Raw genomic sequence first — 16,893 nt, forward strand, 5'->3', positions numbered from 1 at the left:
GCCGCCTGCCTGTGGGCCACCGCCGAAGCCGGCGCCGGCTACGGTGCCGCCGCATCCCTGCAGCGAATCATCACCCTCGGCGGACCCGCCCTTGCCATCGCCGGCCTGATCACGGCCGGGGGCGCGGCCTTGTGGATGAAGAAGCGCCACCGCTTCCCGCAACTGCAAGACGTCAGCCCCGCCCGGTGCGGACGTGACTGACCGACAGCCGGTACCTCCAACACGACACAGATCACAGGGCCGCACCATGTCGGCACATCCATCCGAGGTTTCCGGCACAGCGCCGCACTCGTCGCGCCCTGATCTTCCGCGCCGTCAGGCTCACGGAGCAGCCGGAACCGGTACTCCGCGCGCCAACCCCGCCGCGTCCACGCCGTGAGTACACGAGCGACGGGCCGGGGCCACGCGGACTGATCTCGAGCGGCACCGTCTCGTCCAGTACGCCTTCAGGGCCTTCGACAGCACCCCCGGTGCACGGGTGCGCAAGAGCCGCCAGCCGGCGTGCTGATCACAACACCTGAGATCATTTACGAGACAGTTCGTGGAGAACCTGTGCCTGTGCTGCCGTCACGGCTGACCGAACCGCTGTGGGACCAATTCGCCGCCCTGCTGCCCAAGCGGCCGACGTTCGATCCAGCCCACCCGTTGGGCTGTCATCGACGCCGAATCAGTGAGCGGATCGTCTTCGACAAGCTGCTGCAAATCCTGCGATGTGGCTGCTCCTACGAGGCGATCGCCGACTCGACCTGCTCGGCCACCACTATCCGCAACCGCCGCGACGAGTGGATCAGCCTGGGAGTCTTCTCTCGACTGAAGCAGATTGCGCTCGACGCTTACGACCGTGTCGTTGGCCTCGTCCTTGACCAGATCTCCGTGGACGGTGCCATCACCAAGGCCCCCCGGCGGCGGCGAAGCGGCCGGACGCTCACCCGTCGACCGGGGCAAACAGGGTATGAAACGGTCGGGCATGACCGACGGCTACGGCATCCCGCTCGGTCGCGTCCTGGCAGGCGCCAACCGTCACGACTCGCCACTTCTGGCACCAACTCTGGATCTCTTGAACGGACTTGGTCCACTTCCTGACCAGATAACCGTCCACCTCGACGCCGGCTACGACTCGGCCACGTCCCGCTCCGTGCTCAACGAGCGGAATCTGCAAGGTCAGATCGCACGCAAGGGGACCAAAGCGTCCGTCCAGGCAACCCGGCGGTGGCACGTCGAGCGCACCCACGCCTGGCAGAACTCCTTCCACCGCCTCGCCCGCTGCTACGAGCGCCGCACCAGCGTCATCGAAGCGTTCTTTGACCTTGCCGACACGATCATCACCGTACGCAGTCTGCTCCGCCGAGCTTGGACCACCCACCGCTCGGACACACGTCCCCGACGCCGCCCATGACCGGCCACCTATCTGCGCGGCCTCTAAAGGTAGTAACTGCGTGGGGGCATCGAGGACGAGGCCGATTCCTGGACCGCTCGCGGACGCGGTCCTGGACGGTCGAAGAACGCGTCAGCTGACCCGAAGACCGACCGCCAGTGTCAGTTCAAGGACCCGGTGCGGCGATGCGAGGTCCGGAAACAGCTCCCGTAGCTGCGACATCCGGTACCGGACGGTCTGGGGATGGACGAACAACGCGGCCGCCACCTCATCCCGCCTGCCCTGGTGCAGCAGCCACGCCCGCAACGTCTCCTCCAGCCGCCGCGCGGTTGCGACAGGCAAGGTCCGCAACGGTGCGAGGGCTCGGGCACGCAGGTCTGCGAACGCGTCCACGTCGGCGCTCAGCACCAGCTCGGGCAGGTGGTCCTCGGTGTCGCGAATATCAGAGGAGAGGGAGCGCGCGCGTACGGCGCGTGCGTACGAGGCGGACGCACGAGTCCATGGCCGGGCCGGGCCGACCACGGCGGTGCGGTCGGTCAGCCGGCGCAAGAGATGTGATCGGTCGGCATCGGGGACGAGGAGCACACCGGTGGCGTCCGGCAGGTCGTCGAGGACGAGGGTGCTCGGGTCGAGCGCGCGGTAGGCAGGCCGGGCCTGGGCGGCGGGCAGCAGGACCGCGGTCAGCGAAGCCGGAGGCTGCCACCCGGCCCGTTGAGCTGAGACGAGCAGCACGTCCGGGTTCGCGCCGGCGAGGAGGTCACGGGCCAGGTGTTCCAGGTGGCGCTCGTGGGCCCGGCCCCGGGCGGCCAGTTCGTCGGCGTGGCCCGCGGCGCTCGCTGCGGAGAGTTCGTCGATGTAGGCGAAGGTCAGCTCGGCGAACTTGGCGACCTCGGCGGCGGGCAGACCTGCGGGTACGGCACCCGCTGCCAGGCATCGCCAGGCCACGCGGGCGCCGACGCGGTAGGCGCTGAGCAGGGCGTCCATCGAACGGCCGTCCCGGACCTCGCCGCGGCCGAGCTCGTAGGCTGCGTCACCGGCGTCGCCACCTGTGGCGTTCCCGCTGGCGAGGTCCAGGTAGTGCCCCAGAGCGGTGCGGACGGCTCGGCGGATGGTGCCGCCCATGCGGCCTGAAAGGGCGCCTGCGTAGGGCGGGACCTCGTCGATGATCGCCTGGACGACCTCGTCGGCGGTGGTCTTCAGCGCGGCCCGCAGTGCGGTGACCGTCGTCTCATCCAGGGCCAGTTCGCTGGCCCTCCGGATTACAAGGCTCATGTTTTGTTCCCTGCGAACAATTCAGCCGACCAGATTTACGTCCTTCGGTCAGGACTTTACGCCCTGAGGCGCATCAAGCTGGAGCCATGACGAGTACAGCCCTCCGCAGCAGGGCCTGGAAACTGCTGGAGATGGTCACGACGCCGCTGCTGCCGTCGGACTACCTCGACCTGGTCAGCCCGCTGCGTGCGGGCGCTGACCTGCGGGGGCGCATCGAGGCCGTGCACCCCGAGACGGGTGACGCCGCGACCATCGTGATCAGGCCGGGACGGGGCTGGCGCGGCCACACGGCCGGTCAGTACGTGCGCATCGGCGTCGACGTCGACGGGGTGCGCCTGTGGCGTGCCTACTCCCTCACCTCGCCGACAAACCGCCAGGACGGCCGCGTCACGATCACCGTGAAGGCGATCCCGGACGGCAAGGTCAGCAACCACCTGGTCCGCAGGGCGACACCGGGCACGCTGATCCAGCTCGACCAGCCGACCGGTGACTTCGTGCTGCCGCAGGCCAAGCCCGCCAAGGTGCTCTACCTGACGGCCGGCAGCGGCATCACGCCCGTGATGGGCATGCTGCGCGACACCGAGTTCGACGACGTCGTCATGGTCCACTGCGCGCCACAGCCGCAGGACGTGATCTTCCGCAACGAACTGCACGACCTGGTCGCGGACAAGAAGCTGCAGCTCACCGAGGTGCACACCGACACCGACGGCATGCTCGACATCGCCCGTCTCGACGAACTCGTGCCCGACTGGGCCGAGCGCGAGACCTGGGCCTGCGGGCCCGCGGGCCTGCTCGACGCCGCCGAGAAGCACTGGAGCGAGCACGGCGTCCCGGAGCGCCTGCACACCGAACGCTTCCGCCCCAGCATCGTCGTCGCCGGCGACGGCGGCGAGGTCACGTTCAGCGCCACCGGCAAGACCGTCGACGCGGACGGCGCCACGCCGTTGCTTGACGTCGGCGAGGAGGCCGGCGTGCTCATGCCCTCCGGGTGCCGCATGGGCATCTGCTTCGGCTGCGTCTCGCCGCTCAAGGCGGGTGCCGTCCGCGACCTGCGCACCGGCGAGATCACCGAGGCCGAGCCCGGCGTCCTCATCCAGACCTGCGTGTCCGCCGCGGCGGGCCCCTGCGACATCGAACGGTAGGAGCACCTTGACCGCCATCGACCCCACCGCCCACCTGACCGCGGAGCAGATCGAGGAGCTCGGCCGCGAGCTGGACGCGATCCGCGACGAGGTGATCGCCGGCCGCGGCGAGAAAGACGCCGCCTACATCCGTAAGGTCATCTCGGCGCAGCGCAAGCTCGAGCTGGTCAGCAGGGGCGTGCTGCTGTTCTCGATCTTCCCGCCCGCATGGCTGATCGGCACCGCCGGTCTGTCCGTGGCGAAGATCATGGACAACATGGAGATCGGCCACAACGTCCTGCACGGCCAGTGGGACTGGATGCGGGACCCGAAGATCCACTCCACCACCTGGGAGTGGGATCACGTCTCGCCGTCCGAGCAGTGGAAGCACTCGCACAACGAGCTGCACCACACGTACACCAACGTGATCGGCAAGGACAACGACCTCGGCTACGGCATCATGCGCGTCGACGAGGACCAGAAGTGGCACCCGTTCCACCTCGGCCAGCCGCTGTGGAACTTCATCAACGCCTGCTTCTTCGAGTACGGCATCGCCGCGTACGACCTGGAGCTCGGCAAGAACCTGCACAAGCGCCGCCGCAAGAACCCGGAGTTCCGCGCGCGGGCCAAGGCCGTGGGCCGCAAGATCCGCAAGCAGGTGCTCAAGGACTACGTGATCCACCCGCTGCTGTCGGGCCCGTCGTTCCTCCCCACGCTCGCCGCCACGTTCACCGCGAACCTGGTCCGCAACATCTGGTCCCACTCGGTCATCATGTGCGGGCACTTCCCCGAGGGCGTACAGGTCTTCGAGCGCCGGTCGATCAAGGGCGAGACGCGCGGCCAGTGGTACCTGCGCCAGATGATGGGCTCGGCGAACATCAGCGGCAGCAAGGCCATGCACTTCATGACCGGCAACCTGTCGCACCAGATCGAGCACCACCTGTTCCCGGACCTGCCGAGCAACCGGTACGCCGAGGTCGCGGTGAAGGTGCGCGCGTTGTTCGAAAAGTACGAGCTGGAGTACGTCACCGGGCCGCTGCCCAAGCAGGTGTTCTCCGCGTGGCGCAAGGTCTTCCGGCTCTCGCTGCCGAACAAGAAGCCCAAGGTCAAGACGCCGGCCCGCGAGCAGGAGCTCGTCGCGGCCTGATTCCCGGTATTGGTTCAGATCTTTCGGCCGTACCGGCGGCACCGCCGGGTTCGGTGAGATCCGTTGCGAACAATGGGCGACCGCGACATCAGACCGTACAACACGGAATCCGGGTCAGCCCGGTGTCCGGCTGCACTGCTACCTGAACGTGCGCCAGGAGCTCAACACACAGCCCCCGGCGAGGTGTTGTAGTGCGCAGACCTGCCATGGCCGGGCCGATAGTCGGGTGCGTACGCACGCTTTGCCGACGGGCGGGCTGGGTGGAAGGCATGGGGCTGTGACGCGGGCGCTGCCGGAACCGATGCTCGCCGCCCCTGTGTCCGCCCCGGCCCTGCTGCCGGGGTGGGCGGGTGAGCAGAAATTATGGACAGGGTTTGGAATTGTCCGTTGTCCACGACGGAGACCCTGCGGAGCGTCCTCAACTTGAGGGATAGCCGGCCTGCAGCAACCGTGCGTCTTCGCTCACCTCCCCGTCCACAGCGAGTACGACGGCTGGCGCTGTCAAGTTGCTGGTGAGGTAGGCGAGTTGGGGCATGTTGATGGTGCCCGGGTGTCGTGCGGGACCCTGCGGTCAGGCGTGCGCGGGTGCCCCGGTGACGGTCTTCCAGACGCGGAACCGGTGGATCATCTCGGTGCGGTAATCACTCGCTGTGATCAGATGGCGTCGTGGGCCTTGACCGGGCACTGGGTGGTCCCTCGCCGTGGCGTGGTGTCGAGTCCTTCCATGACCGGGGCGGCGAGGATCAGCCGAGGTGCCAGCCGACGCCAATCCAACCACCGAGACCCGAGTGACCCAAAGCTACCAGCGATCGATGAAACAGGCGCGTTGGTCACCGATCTTCGTTGAGCGGTCTCAACGAAGATCGACCGCCTCGGTCTTGGGCGCAGGCAAGCCCGTATGTTGTGAAACCACGAGGCCGATCAAAGGAGCGAGGGTGTCCGCTGTGTACTTCGTCGTGCCCACCGGGTTGGACGACGAACATCGCCCGTCGGGCGGGAACCGGTACGATCGTGAGCTGGCTCGGGAGTTGGGGGAGCTGGGTTGGGACGTGCACCTGCGGCCCGTGGCCGGTGCCTGGCCGCGCCCGGCCGAGGACGGGCTACGCGAGCTGTCCGGCGTCTTGGAGGCGATCCCCGATCACTCGGTGGTGCTCCTGGACGGGCTGATCGCCTGCAATGTTCCGGAACTTATGGCCGCCCACTGCGGGAAGCAGCGCCTGGTGGTCCTGGTACATCTGCCACTCGCCGACGAGACCGGGCTCGACCCACAGGTGGCCCGGGAACTCGACCGTGCCGAGCGAGCGACGCTGGGGTACGCGTCCGCCGCCGTCGCCACCAGTCGCTGGACGGCTGTCCAGCTCACCGAGCGACACGGCCTGCCGGGGGCCCGCGTGCATGTCGCCGTGCCCGGCGTCCATCTCGCACCCCTCGCACCGGGTACCCCCAGCGGCGGTCGGCATCTGCTCTGTGTGGCCAGCATCACCGAACGGAAAGGCCACACCGCGCTCGTGGAGGCGCTCGGCTCCCTCCCGCGTGACCTGCCGTGGCATATGAAGGTCGCCGGTGCGGAGCCGGACTCCGTATACGCCGCCCGCCTGCGGGCCCTGATTGCCGAGGCCGGACTCGTCGACCGGATCTCACTGCTCGGTCCGCTGGCCGGCGCTGACCTGGACGCCGCCTATGCGTGGGCCGACCTGCTGGTACTGGCCTCCGACAAGGAGCCGTACGGCATGTGCATTACCGAAGCACTGGCTCGGGGACTGCCGGTCTTCGCGTCGGATGTCGGAGGAGTGCCAGAGGCGTTGGGCTACGCGGCGTTTCCCGGCGAGACCCATTTGGAGCGTCCGGGACGGCTTATCCCGCCGGGCGACACTACGCTCTGGGCCGACGCGCTCAGTGAATGGATGGGGGAGCGGGTGCCGCGCGACCGGCTCAGGACACTGGCTGAGCAACGTCAGCGCACGCTGCCCACCTGGCGCTCGACAGCCCTGGAAGTGGGGTCCGCGCTGCGAGGGTATCCATCCACGCCTTGGCACGATGAACCGGAGCGGATGCCAGTCAAACTTCGGTGACATCGCTCAAGGTTCAGCAAAGAGCCCCATCATTGGTGACGGTCCGTGGTGATGGCTGGGGCTAGCCTGGCGGCATGCAAGCAATCCTGGTCAGCGCGTGTCTGCGTGGGGTGCCATGCCGATTCGATGGGCAGCACAAGGCGTCTTCGGAGATCGAGGAGGCGGTGGTAGGTCGCGAAGTTGTCTCCTTCTGCCCAGAAGTGGCGGGTGGGCTCGCGACACCGCGGCGGCCCGCGGAGCTGGTGGGCGGCGACGGGCACGACGTGCTCGGCGGGGCGGCACGGGTCGTTGAGGACACTGGACGTGACGTGACAGCGGAGTTCGTGGACGGAGCGCGGCGCGCACTGGCGGCGGCACGGCACGGAGGCTGCACGGAGGCGCTGTTGATGCCGCGCAGTCCGTCGTGCGGACGTGGCGTGGTCTACGACGGGTCGTTCGCAGGGGAGCTGGTGCCAGGAGACGGGGTGACGGCGGCGCTGCTTGAGCGGAACGGGATCGTCGTGCGGCCCGCACCCGGGGTGTGAAGCGATCCCGAGCCAGCCGGATACCTCAACCGGCGTCGCGAGAGGCGCAGCGTGGCGTCTCGATTCCGTCGTGTCGTTCGTGCAGGGGTCGGGTACGGCTTTGGCATCGGTCATCTGGGAGGGGGCCACGGGGTGGGGAAGGCAAGTCGGGGCAAGCGGGAGCGGACCCGCGAGCAGGTTGGGCAGTGGACGGCAACCAGTGCAGCTGGGGCAGCGCAGCGGATGCGGCGGGTGTCGTTGACGAGCCTGTCGGGGAACTCGTGGGTGCAGATGATGCTCGCCAGCAACATCAACAACGTCCTTGGCGAGCTGCAAGGGGTGCTGCTGAACAGCAACTTCACGGACGTGGTCAAAACTGAAGGCCTGGAGTGGCAGGCGGCCATGTCGATGGTGTTGGGCAAGCTGGGGTTCAGGCCGCCGTGGCCGCGATCACCGGCTGAGGCTGCCTCGTGGCAGATGCGGCAGATCGAGAAGTTGCGGCGGCAGACGGAGGTCTTCGTCATTTGCCCGGCCGCGCACGCCGCGGTGATGGCCGCGGCCGCCACCCTCGAGCCGGCCGACCTGAGCACCTTGGACCGCAACCGCGACGTCATCGTGCCCACCGGGTTGCTGGTGTTGCCCGAGCCTGTCGTGGTGGTCAATCGCGCCGGGTCGCTGTCGGACACCGCGGCGTTCGGCTGGCAGTTCGTCACCCAGCACCAGATGTTCCCCACCGCACAGTACGCGGGCGTACGGGTGACCACGTTCATGGACCGCGACGGTCCCGTGCAGCCGGCCGAGTGGCGGCTGGTGGTATCCACGGCCCGCTCCTCCGGCGCCCCGCTTCCCCCGCTGATGCCGGACGGCATGTGCGGGATGCGCGGGGATGCCTGCCTGGGGGAGGAGAGCAGCGAGACGCTCGCCGATATGTCCGAGCAGCACCGCGCACTTGCCGCTGGACGGGGACTTGGTGACGCAGCCGTGCGCGGACAACTCCAACTCCAGCCCGACATTGCGGTCGTAGACGGCGAGCACCGTCCGGGCCAGGCAAGCACCTGCCCCGTCCTTGATCCACTCATCGCGGCGCCGCCGGATCGTGGTCGCCGAGCACGCCTCGTCGGCCACGCGCTTGCGGCCCATCCCCCAGACGAGAGCGAGCACGATCCGGTCGAACACGACCCCAACGGGCTTCTCCGCGTTCGGACGCAGCCTCGAACAGGGCCCACGAATGCGAAGGTCCCGCCCGATGAACCAGATCGGACGGGAGCCCGTCAACCTTCCTTGAGCCAACTTGAGATCAAACGATTTGACTGCACCCTTCGGGGGTTTTGTCGCAGTAGGTGGGGGCGATGCTGTGCGGGCGGTTCAGGGGGTTTTCGAATCCGCCGGGGTCGGCTTCATGTGTCTGGCGCGGTAGACGCTGCACAGCTGCATCCCGAACGACCGAAGCCGCCACATCGTCTTCGACGAGGACTTCCGGATGGTGTCGGCGTTGGGGTAGCCCTTCTCGTCGTGGGCGACGTTGTTGAGCGCGTACACCCTGCCGTCGGGTGCGATGAAGGTGATGGCGAAGCCGCTGTAGGGAGTCGTGTCGCAGCGGACGTCGCCTTCCTCGGCCGTCATGGGCCAGGCGGAGCCGAGCTGGTCGGCCGTGATGTGCTGGGGATTGCTCGTCACTGCCGGCCACTTCGTGAGGGCGTCGCCCTGCTGTGAGGGGCAGCCGGACAGGAGTAACGGGGCTATCAGGCCGGCGGCAGTCGCGAGCAGCGCGCCTGCTCGTGCCGTGCCTGTATGCGTGCGCGTAGTGGGTGTGGTCATGAGTTCTCCGCCGCCTTTCGTGTGGCGTGGGTGATGCCGATGGTGAACAGGACGGTGGCGACGAGGCTCGCCGGGAGTGTCACCGACATGCGGTGCAGGTCCAGGTAGTTGGCCCACGAGTAGGGGATCAGCGGCCACAAGGTCTGCTGCATGGCGGTTCCGCCGACGAGCACGCCGAAGAGGATGCCGATGATCCCGACGACCACCGCGATTGCCTGGGAGGCGCGGACGGTCAGCCAGAGGGTGAACGTGGTGAGCATCGCGCCCACCACCACGCCGGTGACCGCGAGAGGCCAGATGTGTCCGGGCGGGACGCCCGCCGCCAGGTAGAGGAGTGTGCCGCCGCCCATGACCGCATGCCGATTCTGCGCGACGTCCAAGGCCTGCCCTCGGCACGGTGGTCGCGGCGATGTCGGTGCCAGCCAGTAGTCTCGCTGCCCATGAACCTGACAGGCCGTGAAATCGCGCTCTCCGGCAGTTTCGACACTCTCGGGCCGGGCGAGGCCGAAAGACGCCTGGAAGCCGCGGGCGCACACGTGACGGTCGAGCTCACACCTTCGACCGCCGCGATCTTCGTAGGACAGGAGACGTCGAGGGACAAGGGCAACAAGGCGTACGTCCAGGGCATACCGATATACGACGAGGCGGCGCTCCTCGCGGCGCTCGCGGTGCTTGAGGGCCCGACGAGCGAGGATGGTTCCCTGCCCGCTCCCTTACCGGGCCTTTTCGCAGATCCTGCAGCCCTCGCCGCGGCCGGCCCGGCCGAGCTGGAGAACCTACTGACGGACGCGGACTGGACATCCTTCGTTCCCGCCCGCGACCTGCCCCCTTTGCGGGCCCGGCTGACCGCTCTTGAACGCGACCACGGCCTCACCCCGGCGCACCGGCTCGCCACGAACAGGATCCGCGTGCGGGGCACGATGCTCAGCCGCCCCTACGGACACCGTTCGAAGATCATCGCACTGGCGCTCAGCCCCTCTGGCACCCATCTGGCCACTGGGGACTGGGGGGATGGCGAGAGTGGCACCGCGCAGGTCTGGGAGGTCGCGACCGGGCGGTGCGTCAATGTCCTGAAGTGGATCGACGGCGGAGTCGGCTGGGACGGCTACGCGCGCACCATGCAGTGGTCGTCTGACGGCCGGCATCTGGGCATGGCTTTCCGCACCAACACGATCGGTGTGTGGGACCCGTTCGGCGATTCCTCTGAGCCACGTGCAGAGGCCCAGGTGACCAACGGCGCTTCCCGTCCGCCGGCCTGGGCGCTGCATCCCGATGGGCGCAGCGCCTTCGTCGCGACGGGCAACAAGGATCGGGTCGGTGTGCAGGGCTGCCTCGCCCCGTTGGAGCACGGCAAGCTGTTCTGGCTGGCTGAGCACGCCGAGATGCCGCACGAGTACATCCTGGCCAAGGGGCCCATACCGGTGAGCGTCCAGGGCTGCGGGGAGGAGCTGTGGGTCGACTGGTCGCCTGTTTGGTCTCCCGACGGAAGCCAGCTGTACGTCGCCAATCGCTCCGAGGCGTTTGTCGTCGACGTCGCCACGGGTGTTCCGCTCTGGTGCACAGGGACCAGGGTCGACTGGGTTGCCGAGTGGAGCCCGGACGGACGCTACCTTGCTCATATCCACAAACAACGGCTGCACTTCCGTGACGCGGCCACCGGCCGCCCGGCTGCCGACCCCATACCGACCGCCGGGTCGCGCTGGGATCTGTCTCTGCACTGGGGCATGTGCGGTGACACGGCCCGACTCGCCGCCGTGCTGAGTGAGAAGGCGGCTGAGCCCGGCGTGGAGGTTTACGACGACGGGCGGCTCAGCCACCGACTGGCCGTTACCCCTGCAGAGACAGCCCTGGCCCGCGAGAACAAGGACTTCGCGGTATGGGCATGGGCACCGTCCGGAGACCGGGGAGCCGTCCTCACGGCAGCCGGAGACATCGAGGTCTGGTCGCTGGGCAACGGCGAGGCGAGGCGACTGCGCACGCTAGCCGCCCCGGCCGGTACACAAGGCGTGCTGTGGGGCGTTGACGATGTGATCGTCGCGGTGGGCGAGAAGGTGCTGCGGTTCCTGCGAGCCGACAGCGACGAAATCGTGGGCGACTATACGTTTCTTCGAGAAGCGGACGCTGAGCTGCCGCTTCACGGGGACTATGTCTACGACCACTTCGACGGCAGAATCGTCGCGCTCGACGAGCACACCTGGTGTCTACCCGTCGAACCGGACATGGCGATTGCGCCACCCGAGCGCCGCGCCGACATCGAAGCGCATTTGGCCTGGATCGTCGATCGGCGCTTCGCATGGCCGCTCCACTGGGGCCGATTCGCCGTCTGGCCGGACGCGGCTACTGCAGTCGCCAATCTCCCGACGACGTCACCAGACACCGGGGCACTGCGGCAGGCCGTCAGGGAGACAGCCGGATAAGCAACTGTCGCCCGGTCAATCATGCGGACACCACGGCCACACAGCGGTACATCACCAGCAGCTGCAGGAGCTTGTCGAACACGACCGTGTGGTTGATACGCGGGGCGGTGGCAGCGCAGGGGTGGTCTGGGTGGTAGACCGTCCGCTCGGGCAGTAGTACCGCGAATTTGTCCCACAGTGGTTCGGCCAGCCATAACAGCAGTGCAGGCACAGGTTCCTCTGGTGATAACAGAGCGTCGCGACTCTGTGATGCCGGAGTGGGGGCGCGCGCCGACGACGTCGTGGTCGGCGCGGTGGCCCAGTGCGGGGAGGGTGCACAGCCGCGAGAGGCGAGGCGCGGATGGAGGAGGCTTCCTCAGCCCTGCGTGGCGTGCCGCCAGGGACGGACGACGTCGTGGAGGCTCTGCTGCGCGGCTGGCGCGATCACCGGATCGTTGACCGGCGAGCCGGCGGGGTGAAGGAGATGGTCGAGCCCGAGGAGGACCCGCAGTCCTGGGTCGGTGGTGCGAGCGGCGGCGAGGGCCGACAGGAGAGAAGGCATCGTCCGGCAGGGCACATTGGTGTCCTCGGTGCCGCAGGTGACGAGCGTACGCGTGTCGTGCGCGATGCCTCGGGCGACGGATGACGGGTAGAGGGCGTCGTCGCTGCGGACGAAATCCGCGTTGACCGGCCCGAACATGCCCTTGAGGAGGGAGGAGAGGGACGGCAGCAGCCCCGAGGTGTCAACCGGGCGCCGGGCGCGGAAGTCCGCCATGGCCCTGGCCACGCCCCGGTTGTTCAACCATGCCTGCAGCGCCGTGAGTTGCCCCGCGGCGACAGCCCGGTTCAATGCGGCCGCCAGCTGGAGGCGGACCAGGTCCAGCAGCCGCATGTCCTGCGGGGCGATGAGCGCGAGCCCGGCGGGCTTCGGCTGTACGACGCGGTCGACGAGCAATGCTTGCAGGCCGCCCTCACTGTGCCCGACCACAAGCAGCGCGTGCGGGTCGGTTTCAGGCTGGGCGCGCAGAGTGTTGTACGCGGCCACAGCCTGTCGGGTGTAGGCGCCCATGTCGGGAGCGCTGTTGCGTCCGCCCAGGCCCGTGTGCCCGGTGCCATATTTGTCGAACCGCAGGCTCATCACGCCGTCGCCGCTGAGAACGCCGGCCATGAGGGCCAGAGTGTGGGGAGTGTAGTCGGGCGGCTCGTCGCCGTTGCGGTCGGTCGGGTCGCTGCCGGGAAGCAGCAGCGCCGCGGCGAGCCTGCGGCCCGCGCGGTGGGCGGGTATGTGCACACTGCCGTACGCGGTGGTGCCGTCCGCGGTGAAGTGGACCTCACGGTCCATGGCGGATACGAGGGCGGCCCGGGGGGCCGCAGACGCCCAGGCCGTGCCCGGTACCGGCCCGGCCGTGACGAGGGCGACCGCCGCCACGAGCATGGCGATCATCCTGCTGCGCCAGGGGGTGCGTAAACACATGTGTTCTCCTCATGAGCTGAAGTGGTGAGAGAGGGTGAGAGGACCGGGGACGGTGGTTTGCCGGGTGCGGAGTAACACGCCCTGGTCGGACGCCTGAGCAATGGCCCGTTCGGCGGACGCACTTAGTGGACGAGCAGCGGTACGACGAGCGGGGCCAGAATGAGCCCGAGCAGCAGCACGACACCTCGCGGGTTGCCGAAGTTGACGGTCCAGCCGATGCCGAACCGCTTTTGAACAAGCAACGCAGGATCGGCCCGGTTGACGTATACCGTGCCAAGCAGACGCCAGTACTGGTCGTCGTCGCGCCGCACCATGCCGGTGCTCTCCTCCGCCACCGCGCCGTCTTTAGCGGGCAGCCGCAGTCGGCTGCCGCCCTGCCCGGTGCGGACGGCAATGCCGATCACCACGACCAGCCCGTCAGTTGGCCGAGTACCTGGACCGCGCTCGTCACAGCCCCGCCTGACTCGCAAGTTGCCGGCCGCAACTACCTGAGCTGCGTTGGGTCGTGATGGACCGGAATGGTCATTCCCGACTCAGGATTCCCCGGACAGTTCCGCATCCGGCCGACCCGGGGCACAAGCCGGGCTCAGGCGTGAACAACCTCAAAGACCCGGTGGAGACGAAACTGCACACTGCCGTCTGCTCCGGGAAGGTCACCCTGAAGGCGGCACAGCAGGCCATCGTCAGCGACTGGACCACCGCGCTGAGCAGTCTCGGTCTGGGCGGACGGCCACCTGGGCCGCTGTCCGTCCGCCCAGGGCCAGGTGATCTTCTGCTGTTCCGGCATGTTCCCTGCGGCTCGGTTCCTAGCCGTGGGGCAGCAGCCGTTCGTGTAATACGCGGGGTGCCCACAACCACACGTCCCTGGGACTGTCTGACGGGTCCTGTCACTCGCCCACGGGACACTCCTTAGACCGTGTCCTATGTAGTGAGGCGGACGTATCGCTTGTAGCAGCAAAGCGCGGCTGCGAGTCCCAGAAAGCCCAGGTAGTTGCGGGGATTTCGTTCATAGCAGGGGCTGAGTCGGCGGTAGCCGGACAGTCACGACATAGTGCGCTCGATCACCCAACGGTGACGCCCCAGACGCTCGCTGGATTCGATGCCCTTGCGGGCGATGCGTACGCCGATTCGCTTGCCGCGGACCCATTTACGCAGGTCGGGCTGGTCATATGCCTTGTCGGCGTGGAGCTTGCGGGGCTTGTAGTGTCGACCCCGATCGGGATCGTGTTTCGATTGGAGTCCGGCGATCATGGGCTTGAGCCCCTGGCTGTCGTGGGTGTTGCCATTTGAGATACCGACCACGAGAGGCAGTCCCGACCGGTCGGACAGGACATGCATCCTGGAACCTGGCTTACTCCGGTCCACGGGGCTCGGACCTGTGAGTTCGCCCCCCCCTTTTCGCCCTGACATGGGCGGTGTCGAGGACCACGCGGGAGAGGTCGAGCAGGTCTTCGGCCGCGAGTTTGTCGAGCACGGCCTGGTGCAGCCGGCCCCGCACCCCAGCACGAGACCAGATCAGGAACCGGCGGTGGGCAGTCGACTTCGAGACGCCAAAGCACGGCGGCAACGCTCTCCATGCGCACCCGCCAGCCAGCACGTAGATGATAGCCGCGAACAGCGTCTCATCAGGGGCGTTGGCTGTTCCGCCGCCCTGCGGCCGTGTTCGTTGCTCCGGGATCAGCGGCCTCGCGATCTCCCACAGCCCGTCCGGCACGATCCAGCTCCACGTTCCCCGCCCCATAACGGGTGAACGTCCACCTCACCACATAGGACACGGTCTTAGAAGTGATCTCAATTGGTGAGGTGCTTGTGGAGGAACGGAGTTGCTCCGAGTACAGCAGCGCAAAGGCGGTCAGCCTTTGCAGGCCCGGGTTGGGCGAGGAGGCCGCTGTGCTGAATGCGAGTAGGCCGCATACGAGTTAGCGGCGGTGTCGGTCGCCATGATGGCGCAGCGAGGTCGGCTCCGTGGTGTTTCCCGTTGAGCAGGAATGCGGCTGCGAGGGGGTCGAGGACTGCCAACGAGGACCAGTAGAGGTTGAGCCAGCCTGGTACCCAGTCGTACGGACGGCATGGATCATCCCAGTCCCGGCTGGGGCTGTGCCAGGGTGCCAGCCTGCGGTAGCAGATCAGGGCGGCGGCGATGCCGACGAAAGCCAGGAAGTGTTCGGGTTTGCACTCGTAGCGGCGCTGCCGACGGCGGCACCCGGCCGGCCACGCCACCGTCCGTTCCACGGTCCAACGGTGACGGCCCATGAGGCTCAACCCTGCCTCACCTGCGACGCGCCGGGCTGGATGACGAGGGCGGGTGGGCTGTTTCTCGTCGCGCAACTCAGCGATCGCTGGGGCACCCGCTAGAAGGGACCCACGTCAGGGGCCACCTGTGGGCGACTCACCGATGGACATCGACGGCCCCATCGAGGAGAGCCCGTCGCTGGTGGGCGCCCAACTGCCCACGGCTGGACCGGGCCCGCACCACTACGGGGCAGGCCCGTTCACGATAGGGTTCACCAGGCCACGGAGAGTTCCCGCGTCCCGTGGACGGCGCGCCCTTCGAACGCGAACTCCTCCGGGGCGGGGGCGGCGAGACGCAGTCCCGGCAGTCGGTGGAAGACCATCGGCAGCGCGATCTGGAGTTCGGCGCGGGCGAGTGACTGGCCGAGGCAGTGGTGCAGGCCGTGGCCGAAGGCCAGGTGGGGTCCGGCGTCACGGGTGAAGTCGAGCGCGTCCGGGTCGGCGAAAACGGCGGGATCCCGGTTGGCGGCCTGTAGGGCGATCACCACCCCTTCGCCGGCGCGGATGGTGACACCGCCGATCTCGACGTCTTCGGTGGCGATGCGGCGCAGCCCGATGTGGACGACGGTGAGGTAGCGCAGGAGTTCTTCCACCGCGCCCGGCACCAGAGCCGGATCGGCGCGCAGCGCGGTCAGCTGGTCGGGGTGCCGCAGCAGGGCGACGGCGCCGAGAGAGAGCATGCTCGCGGTCGTCTCGTGGCCTGCGATCAGGAGTTGGACGGCCAGTCCGGCCGCTTCCGCCGGGGTGGCCTCGCCGGTGGCGACGCGTTCGGTGGCGAGTCTGCTCATCAGGTCGTCTTCAGGTGCGCGCGACTTGGCGGCGAGTAGTTCCTGGAGGTAGCCGAACAGCGCCGCCCAGCCCGCTCGCATGGCCTCCGGTCCGGCGGAGACGGTGGCGAAGGCGGATGCCTGCTGGTGGATGAAGTCCCGGTCGCTGTAGGGCACACCGAGTAGCTCGCAGATGGTGAGAAGGGGCAGCGGCAGCGTGAAGTGCTCGACCAGGTCGGCGGGTTGGCCCTTTTCGACGAAACGGTCGAGGAGTTCGCCCGCGACACGCCGGATGGCCGGCCGCAGTTGCTCGACCCGGCGGAAGGTGAACTCGGGGATGAGCATGCGGCGCAGCCGGGTGTGTTCGGGCGGGTCCATGGCGAACAACTGGCCGGGCGTGCGCGGTGGCGTCGTCGGCTGGAGTCCGGGGAATCCCGGGCGGACGTTCTCCGAGCTGAACCGTGGATCGCTGAGGACTGCGCGGGCGTCCTCGTTCCGGGTGACCAGCCAGGGGTGCAGGTCGCCCCACAGTGTGATCCTATCCAGGGGACGTTCGGTGATCCAGCGCTTGTACTCGGCGGCGGGATCGAGAAGAGGCCGCGCGCCGGGCAGGGGCGGCGGATTGGTCGTCGAATGCACGTGGGGGGGGGTCCAGC

The 16,893-nt window shown here is 68.1% G+C and carries 13 protein-coding genes and 5 pseudogenes; 8 read left to right on the plus strand and 10 right to left on the minus strand.

Annotation, left to right across the window (positions count from 1 at the left end; genetic code table 11):
* Both IE277_RS41015 and IE277_RS41020 read left to right on the plus strand, forming a co-directional pair.
* Positions 1–201: pseudogene (locus IE277_RS41015) on the plus strand (DedA family protein); the annotation flags it as partial.
* A gap of 351 nt (positions 202–552) precedes the next feature.
* Positions 553–1,396: pseudogene (locus IE277_RS41020) on the plus strand (IS5 family transposase).
* A 111-nt stretch (positions 1,397–1,507) separates the two neighbouring features.
* Here the strand turns inward: IE277_RS41020 and IE277_RS41025 are convergent.
* Positions 1,508–2,647 (minus strand): PucR family transcriptional regulator, encoded by a 1,140-nt coding sequence (locus IE277_RS41025; RefSeq protein WP_189958821.1) that lies wholly within the window; start codon positions 2,645–2,647, stop codon positions 1,508–1,510.
* An 86-nt stretch (positions 2,648–2,733) separates the two neighbouring features.
* Here IE277_RS41025 and IE277_RS41030 point away from each other — a divergent pair, with 86 nt between their 5' ends.
* From IE277_RS41030 to IE277_RS41045, 5 genes are all read left to right on the plus strand, one after another.
* Entirely contained in the window at positions 2,734–3,789 is a 1,056-nt protein-coding gene (locus IE277_RS41030; RefSeq protein ID WP_189958822.1) for a ferredoxin reductase, read from the plus strand.
* Between the two features lie 7 nt (positions 3,790–3,796).
* Entirely contained in the window at positions 3,797–4,915 is a 1,119-nt protein-coding gene (locus tag IE277_RS41035) for a fatty acid desaturase family protein (protein ID WP_189958823.1), read from the plus strand.
* A 58-nt stretch (positions 4,916–4,973) separates the two neighbouring features.
* Positions 4,974–5,342 (plus strand): DUF6207 family protein, encoded by a 369-nt coding sequence (locus tag IE277_RS48225; protein WP_229882384.1) that lies wholly within the window; start codon positions 4,974–4,976, stop codon positions 5,340–5,342.
* Positions 5,343–5,667: 325 nt separating this feature from the next.
* On the plus strand, positions 5,668–6,987 hold the full coding sequence (locus tag IE277_RS41040; protein ID WP_189958824.1) for a glycosyltransferase family 4 protein: 1,320 nt from the start codon (positions 5,668–5,670) through the stop codon (positions 6,985–6,987).
* Positions 6,988–7,061: 74 nt separating this feature from the next.
* Positions 7,062–7,511, plus strand: a complete 450-nt coding sequence (locus IE277_RS41045) for a 2-thiouracil desulfurase family protein (RefSeq protein ID WP_189958825.1) — start codon at positions 7,062–7,064, stop codon at positions 7,509–7,511.
* Between the two features lie 429 nt (positions 7,512–7,940).
* Here the strand turns inward: IE277_RS41045 and IE277_RS49905 are convergent, their stop codons facing one another.
* The 3 genes from IE277_RS49905 to IE277_RS41060 form a co-directional block, all read right to left on the minus strand.
* Positions 7,941–8,666: a hypothetical protein gene (locus IE277_RS49905; RefSeq protein ID WP_189958826.1), complete on the minus strand. Its 726-nt coding sequence runs from the start codon at positions 8,664–8,666 to the stop codon at positions 7,941–7,943.
* A gap of 189 nt (positions 8,667–8,855) precedes the next feature.
* Positions 8,856–9,308, minus strand: coding sequence for a hypothetical protein (locus tag IE277_RS41055; RefSeq protein ID WP_189958827.1), 453 nt, complete (start codon positions 9,306–9,308; stop codon positions 8,856–8,858).
* Entirely contained in the window at positions 9,305–9,688 is a 384-nt protein-coding gene (locus IE277_RS41060) for an ABC-2 transporter permease family protein (RefSeq protein ID WP_189958828.1), read from the minus strand. The genes IE277_RS41055 and IE277_RS41060 overlap by 4 nt, the downstream gene beginning before the upstream one ends.
* 60 nt (positions 9,689–9,748) lie before the next feature.
* Between IE277_RS41060 and IE277_RS41065 the strand changes: the two genes are divergently transcribed.
* On the plus strand, positions 9,749–11,725 hold the full coding sequence (locus IE277_RS41065) for a hypothetical protein (RefSeq protein ID WP_189958829.1): 1,977 nt from the start codon (positions 9,749–9,751) through the stop codon (positions 11,723–11,725).
* 55 nt (positions 11,726–11,780) lie between these two features.
* On the opposite strand, the pseudogene IE277_RS41070 reads toward IE277_RS41065, so the two are convergent.
* From IE277_RS41070 to IE277_RS41095, 6 genes and pseudogenes are all read right to left on the minus strand, one after another.
* A pseudogene (locus IE277_RS41070) lies at positions 11,781–11,936 on the minus strand (IS5/IS1182 family transposase); the annotation flags it as partial.
* A 144-nt stretch (positions 11,937–12,080) separates the two neighbouring features.
* A complete protein-coding gene (locus tag IE277_RS41075) occupies positions 12,081–13,178 on the minus strand; it encodes an alpha/beta fold hydrolase (protein ID WP_229882378.1) in 1,098 nt (365 codons plus the stop codon).
* A gap of 122 nt (positions 13,179–13,300) precedes the next feature.
* A complete protein-coding gene (locus IE277_RS41080; RefSeq protein ID WP_189958831.1) occupies positions 13,301–13,585 on the minus strand; it encodes a DUF5808 domain-containing protein in 285 nt (94 codons plus the stop codon).
* A gap of 514 nt (positions 13,586–14,099) precedes the next feature.
* Positions 14,100–14,919 (minus strand): annotated as a pseudogene (locus tag IE277_RS41085) (IS5 family transposase).
* Between the two features lie 368 nt (positions 14,920–15,287).
* A pseudogene (locus IE277_RS41090) lies at positions 15,288–15,431 on the minus strand (IS5/IS1182 family transposase); the annotation flags it as partial.
* 251 nt (positions 15,432–15,682) lie between these two features.
* Positions 15,683–16,876, minus strand: coding sequence for a cytochrome P450 (locus tag IE277_RS41095; RefSeq protein ID WP_189958832.1), 1,194 nt, complete (start codon positions 16,874–16,876; stop codon positions 15,683–15,685).
* Between the last annotated feature and the right edge of the window lie 17 nt (positions 16,877–16,893).

It is taken from the genome of Streptomyces alanosinicus, from assembly GCF_014650595.1.
Classification (GTDB): domain Bacteria; phylum Actinomycetota; class Actinomycetes; order Streptomycetales; family Streptomycetaceae; genus Streptomyces; species Streptomyces alanosinicus.

Excerpts from the sequence above, each read along its gene's own strand:
- IE277_RS41025 (WP_189958821.1), bottom strand. The coding sequence starts at position 2,647 with ATGAGCCTTGTAATCCGGAGGGCCAGCGAACTGGCCCTGGATGAGACG.
- IE277_RS41030 (WP_189958822.1), top strand. The coding sequence starts at position 2,734 with ATGACGAGTACAGCCCTCCGCAGCAGGGCCTGGAAACTGCTGGAGATG.
- IE277_RS41045 (WP_189958825.1), top strand. The coding sequence starts at position 7,062 with ATGCAAGCAATCCTGGTCAGCGCGTGTCTGCGTGGGGTGCCATGCCGA.
- IE277_RS41055 (WP_189958827.1), bottom strand. The coding sequence starts at position 9,308 with ATGACCACACCCACTACGCGCACGCATACAGGCACGGCACGAGCAGGC.
- IE277_RS41065 (WP_189958829.1), top strand. The coding sequence starts at position 9,749 with ATGAACCTGACAGGCCGTGAAATCGCGCTCTCCGGCAGTTTCGACACT.
- IE277_RS41075 (WP_229882378.1), bottom strand. The coding sequence starts at position 13,178 with ATGTGTTTACGCACCCCCTGGCGCAGCAGGATGATCGCCATGCTCGTG.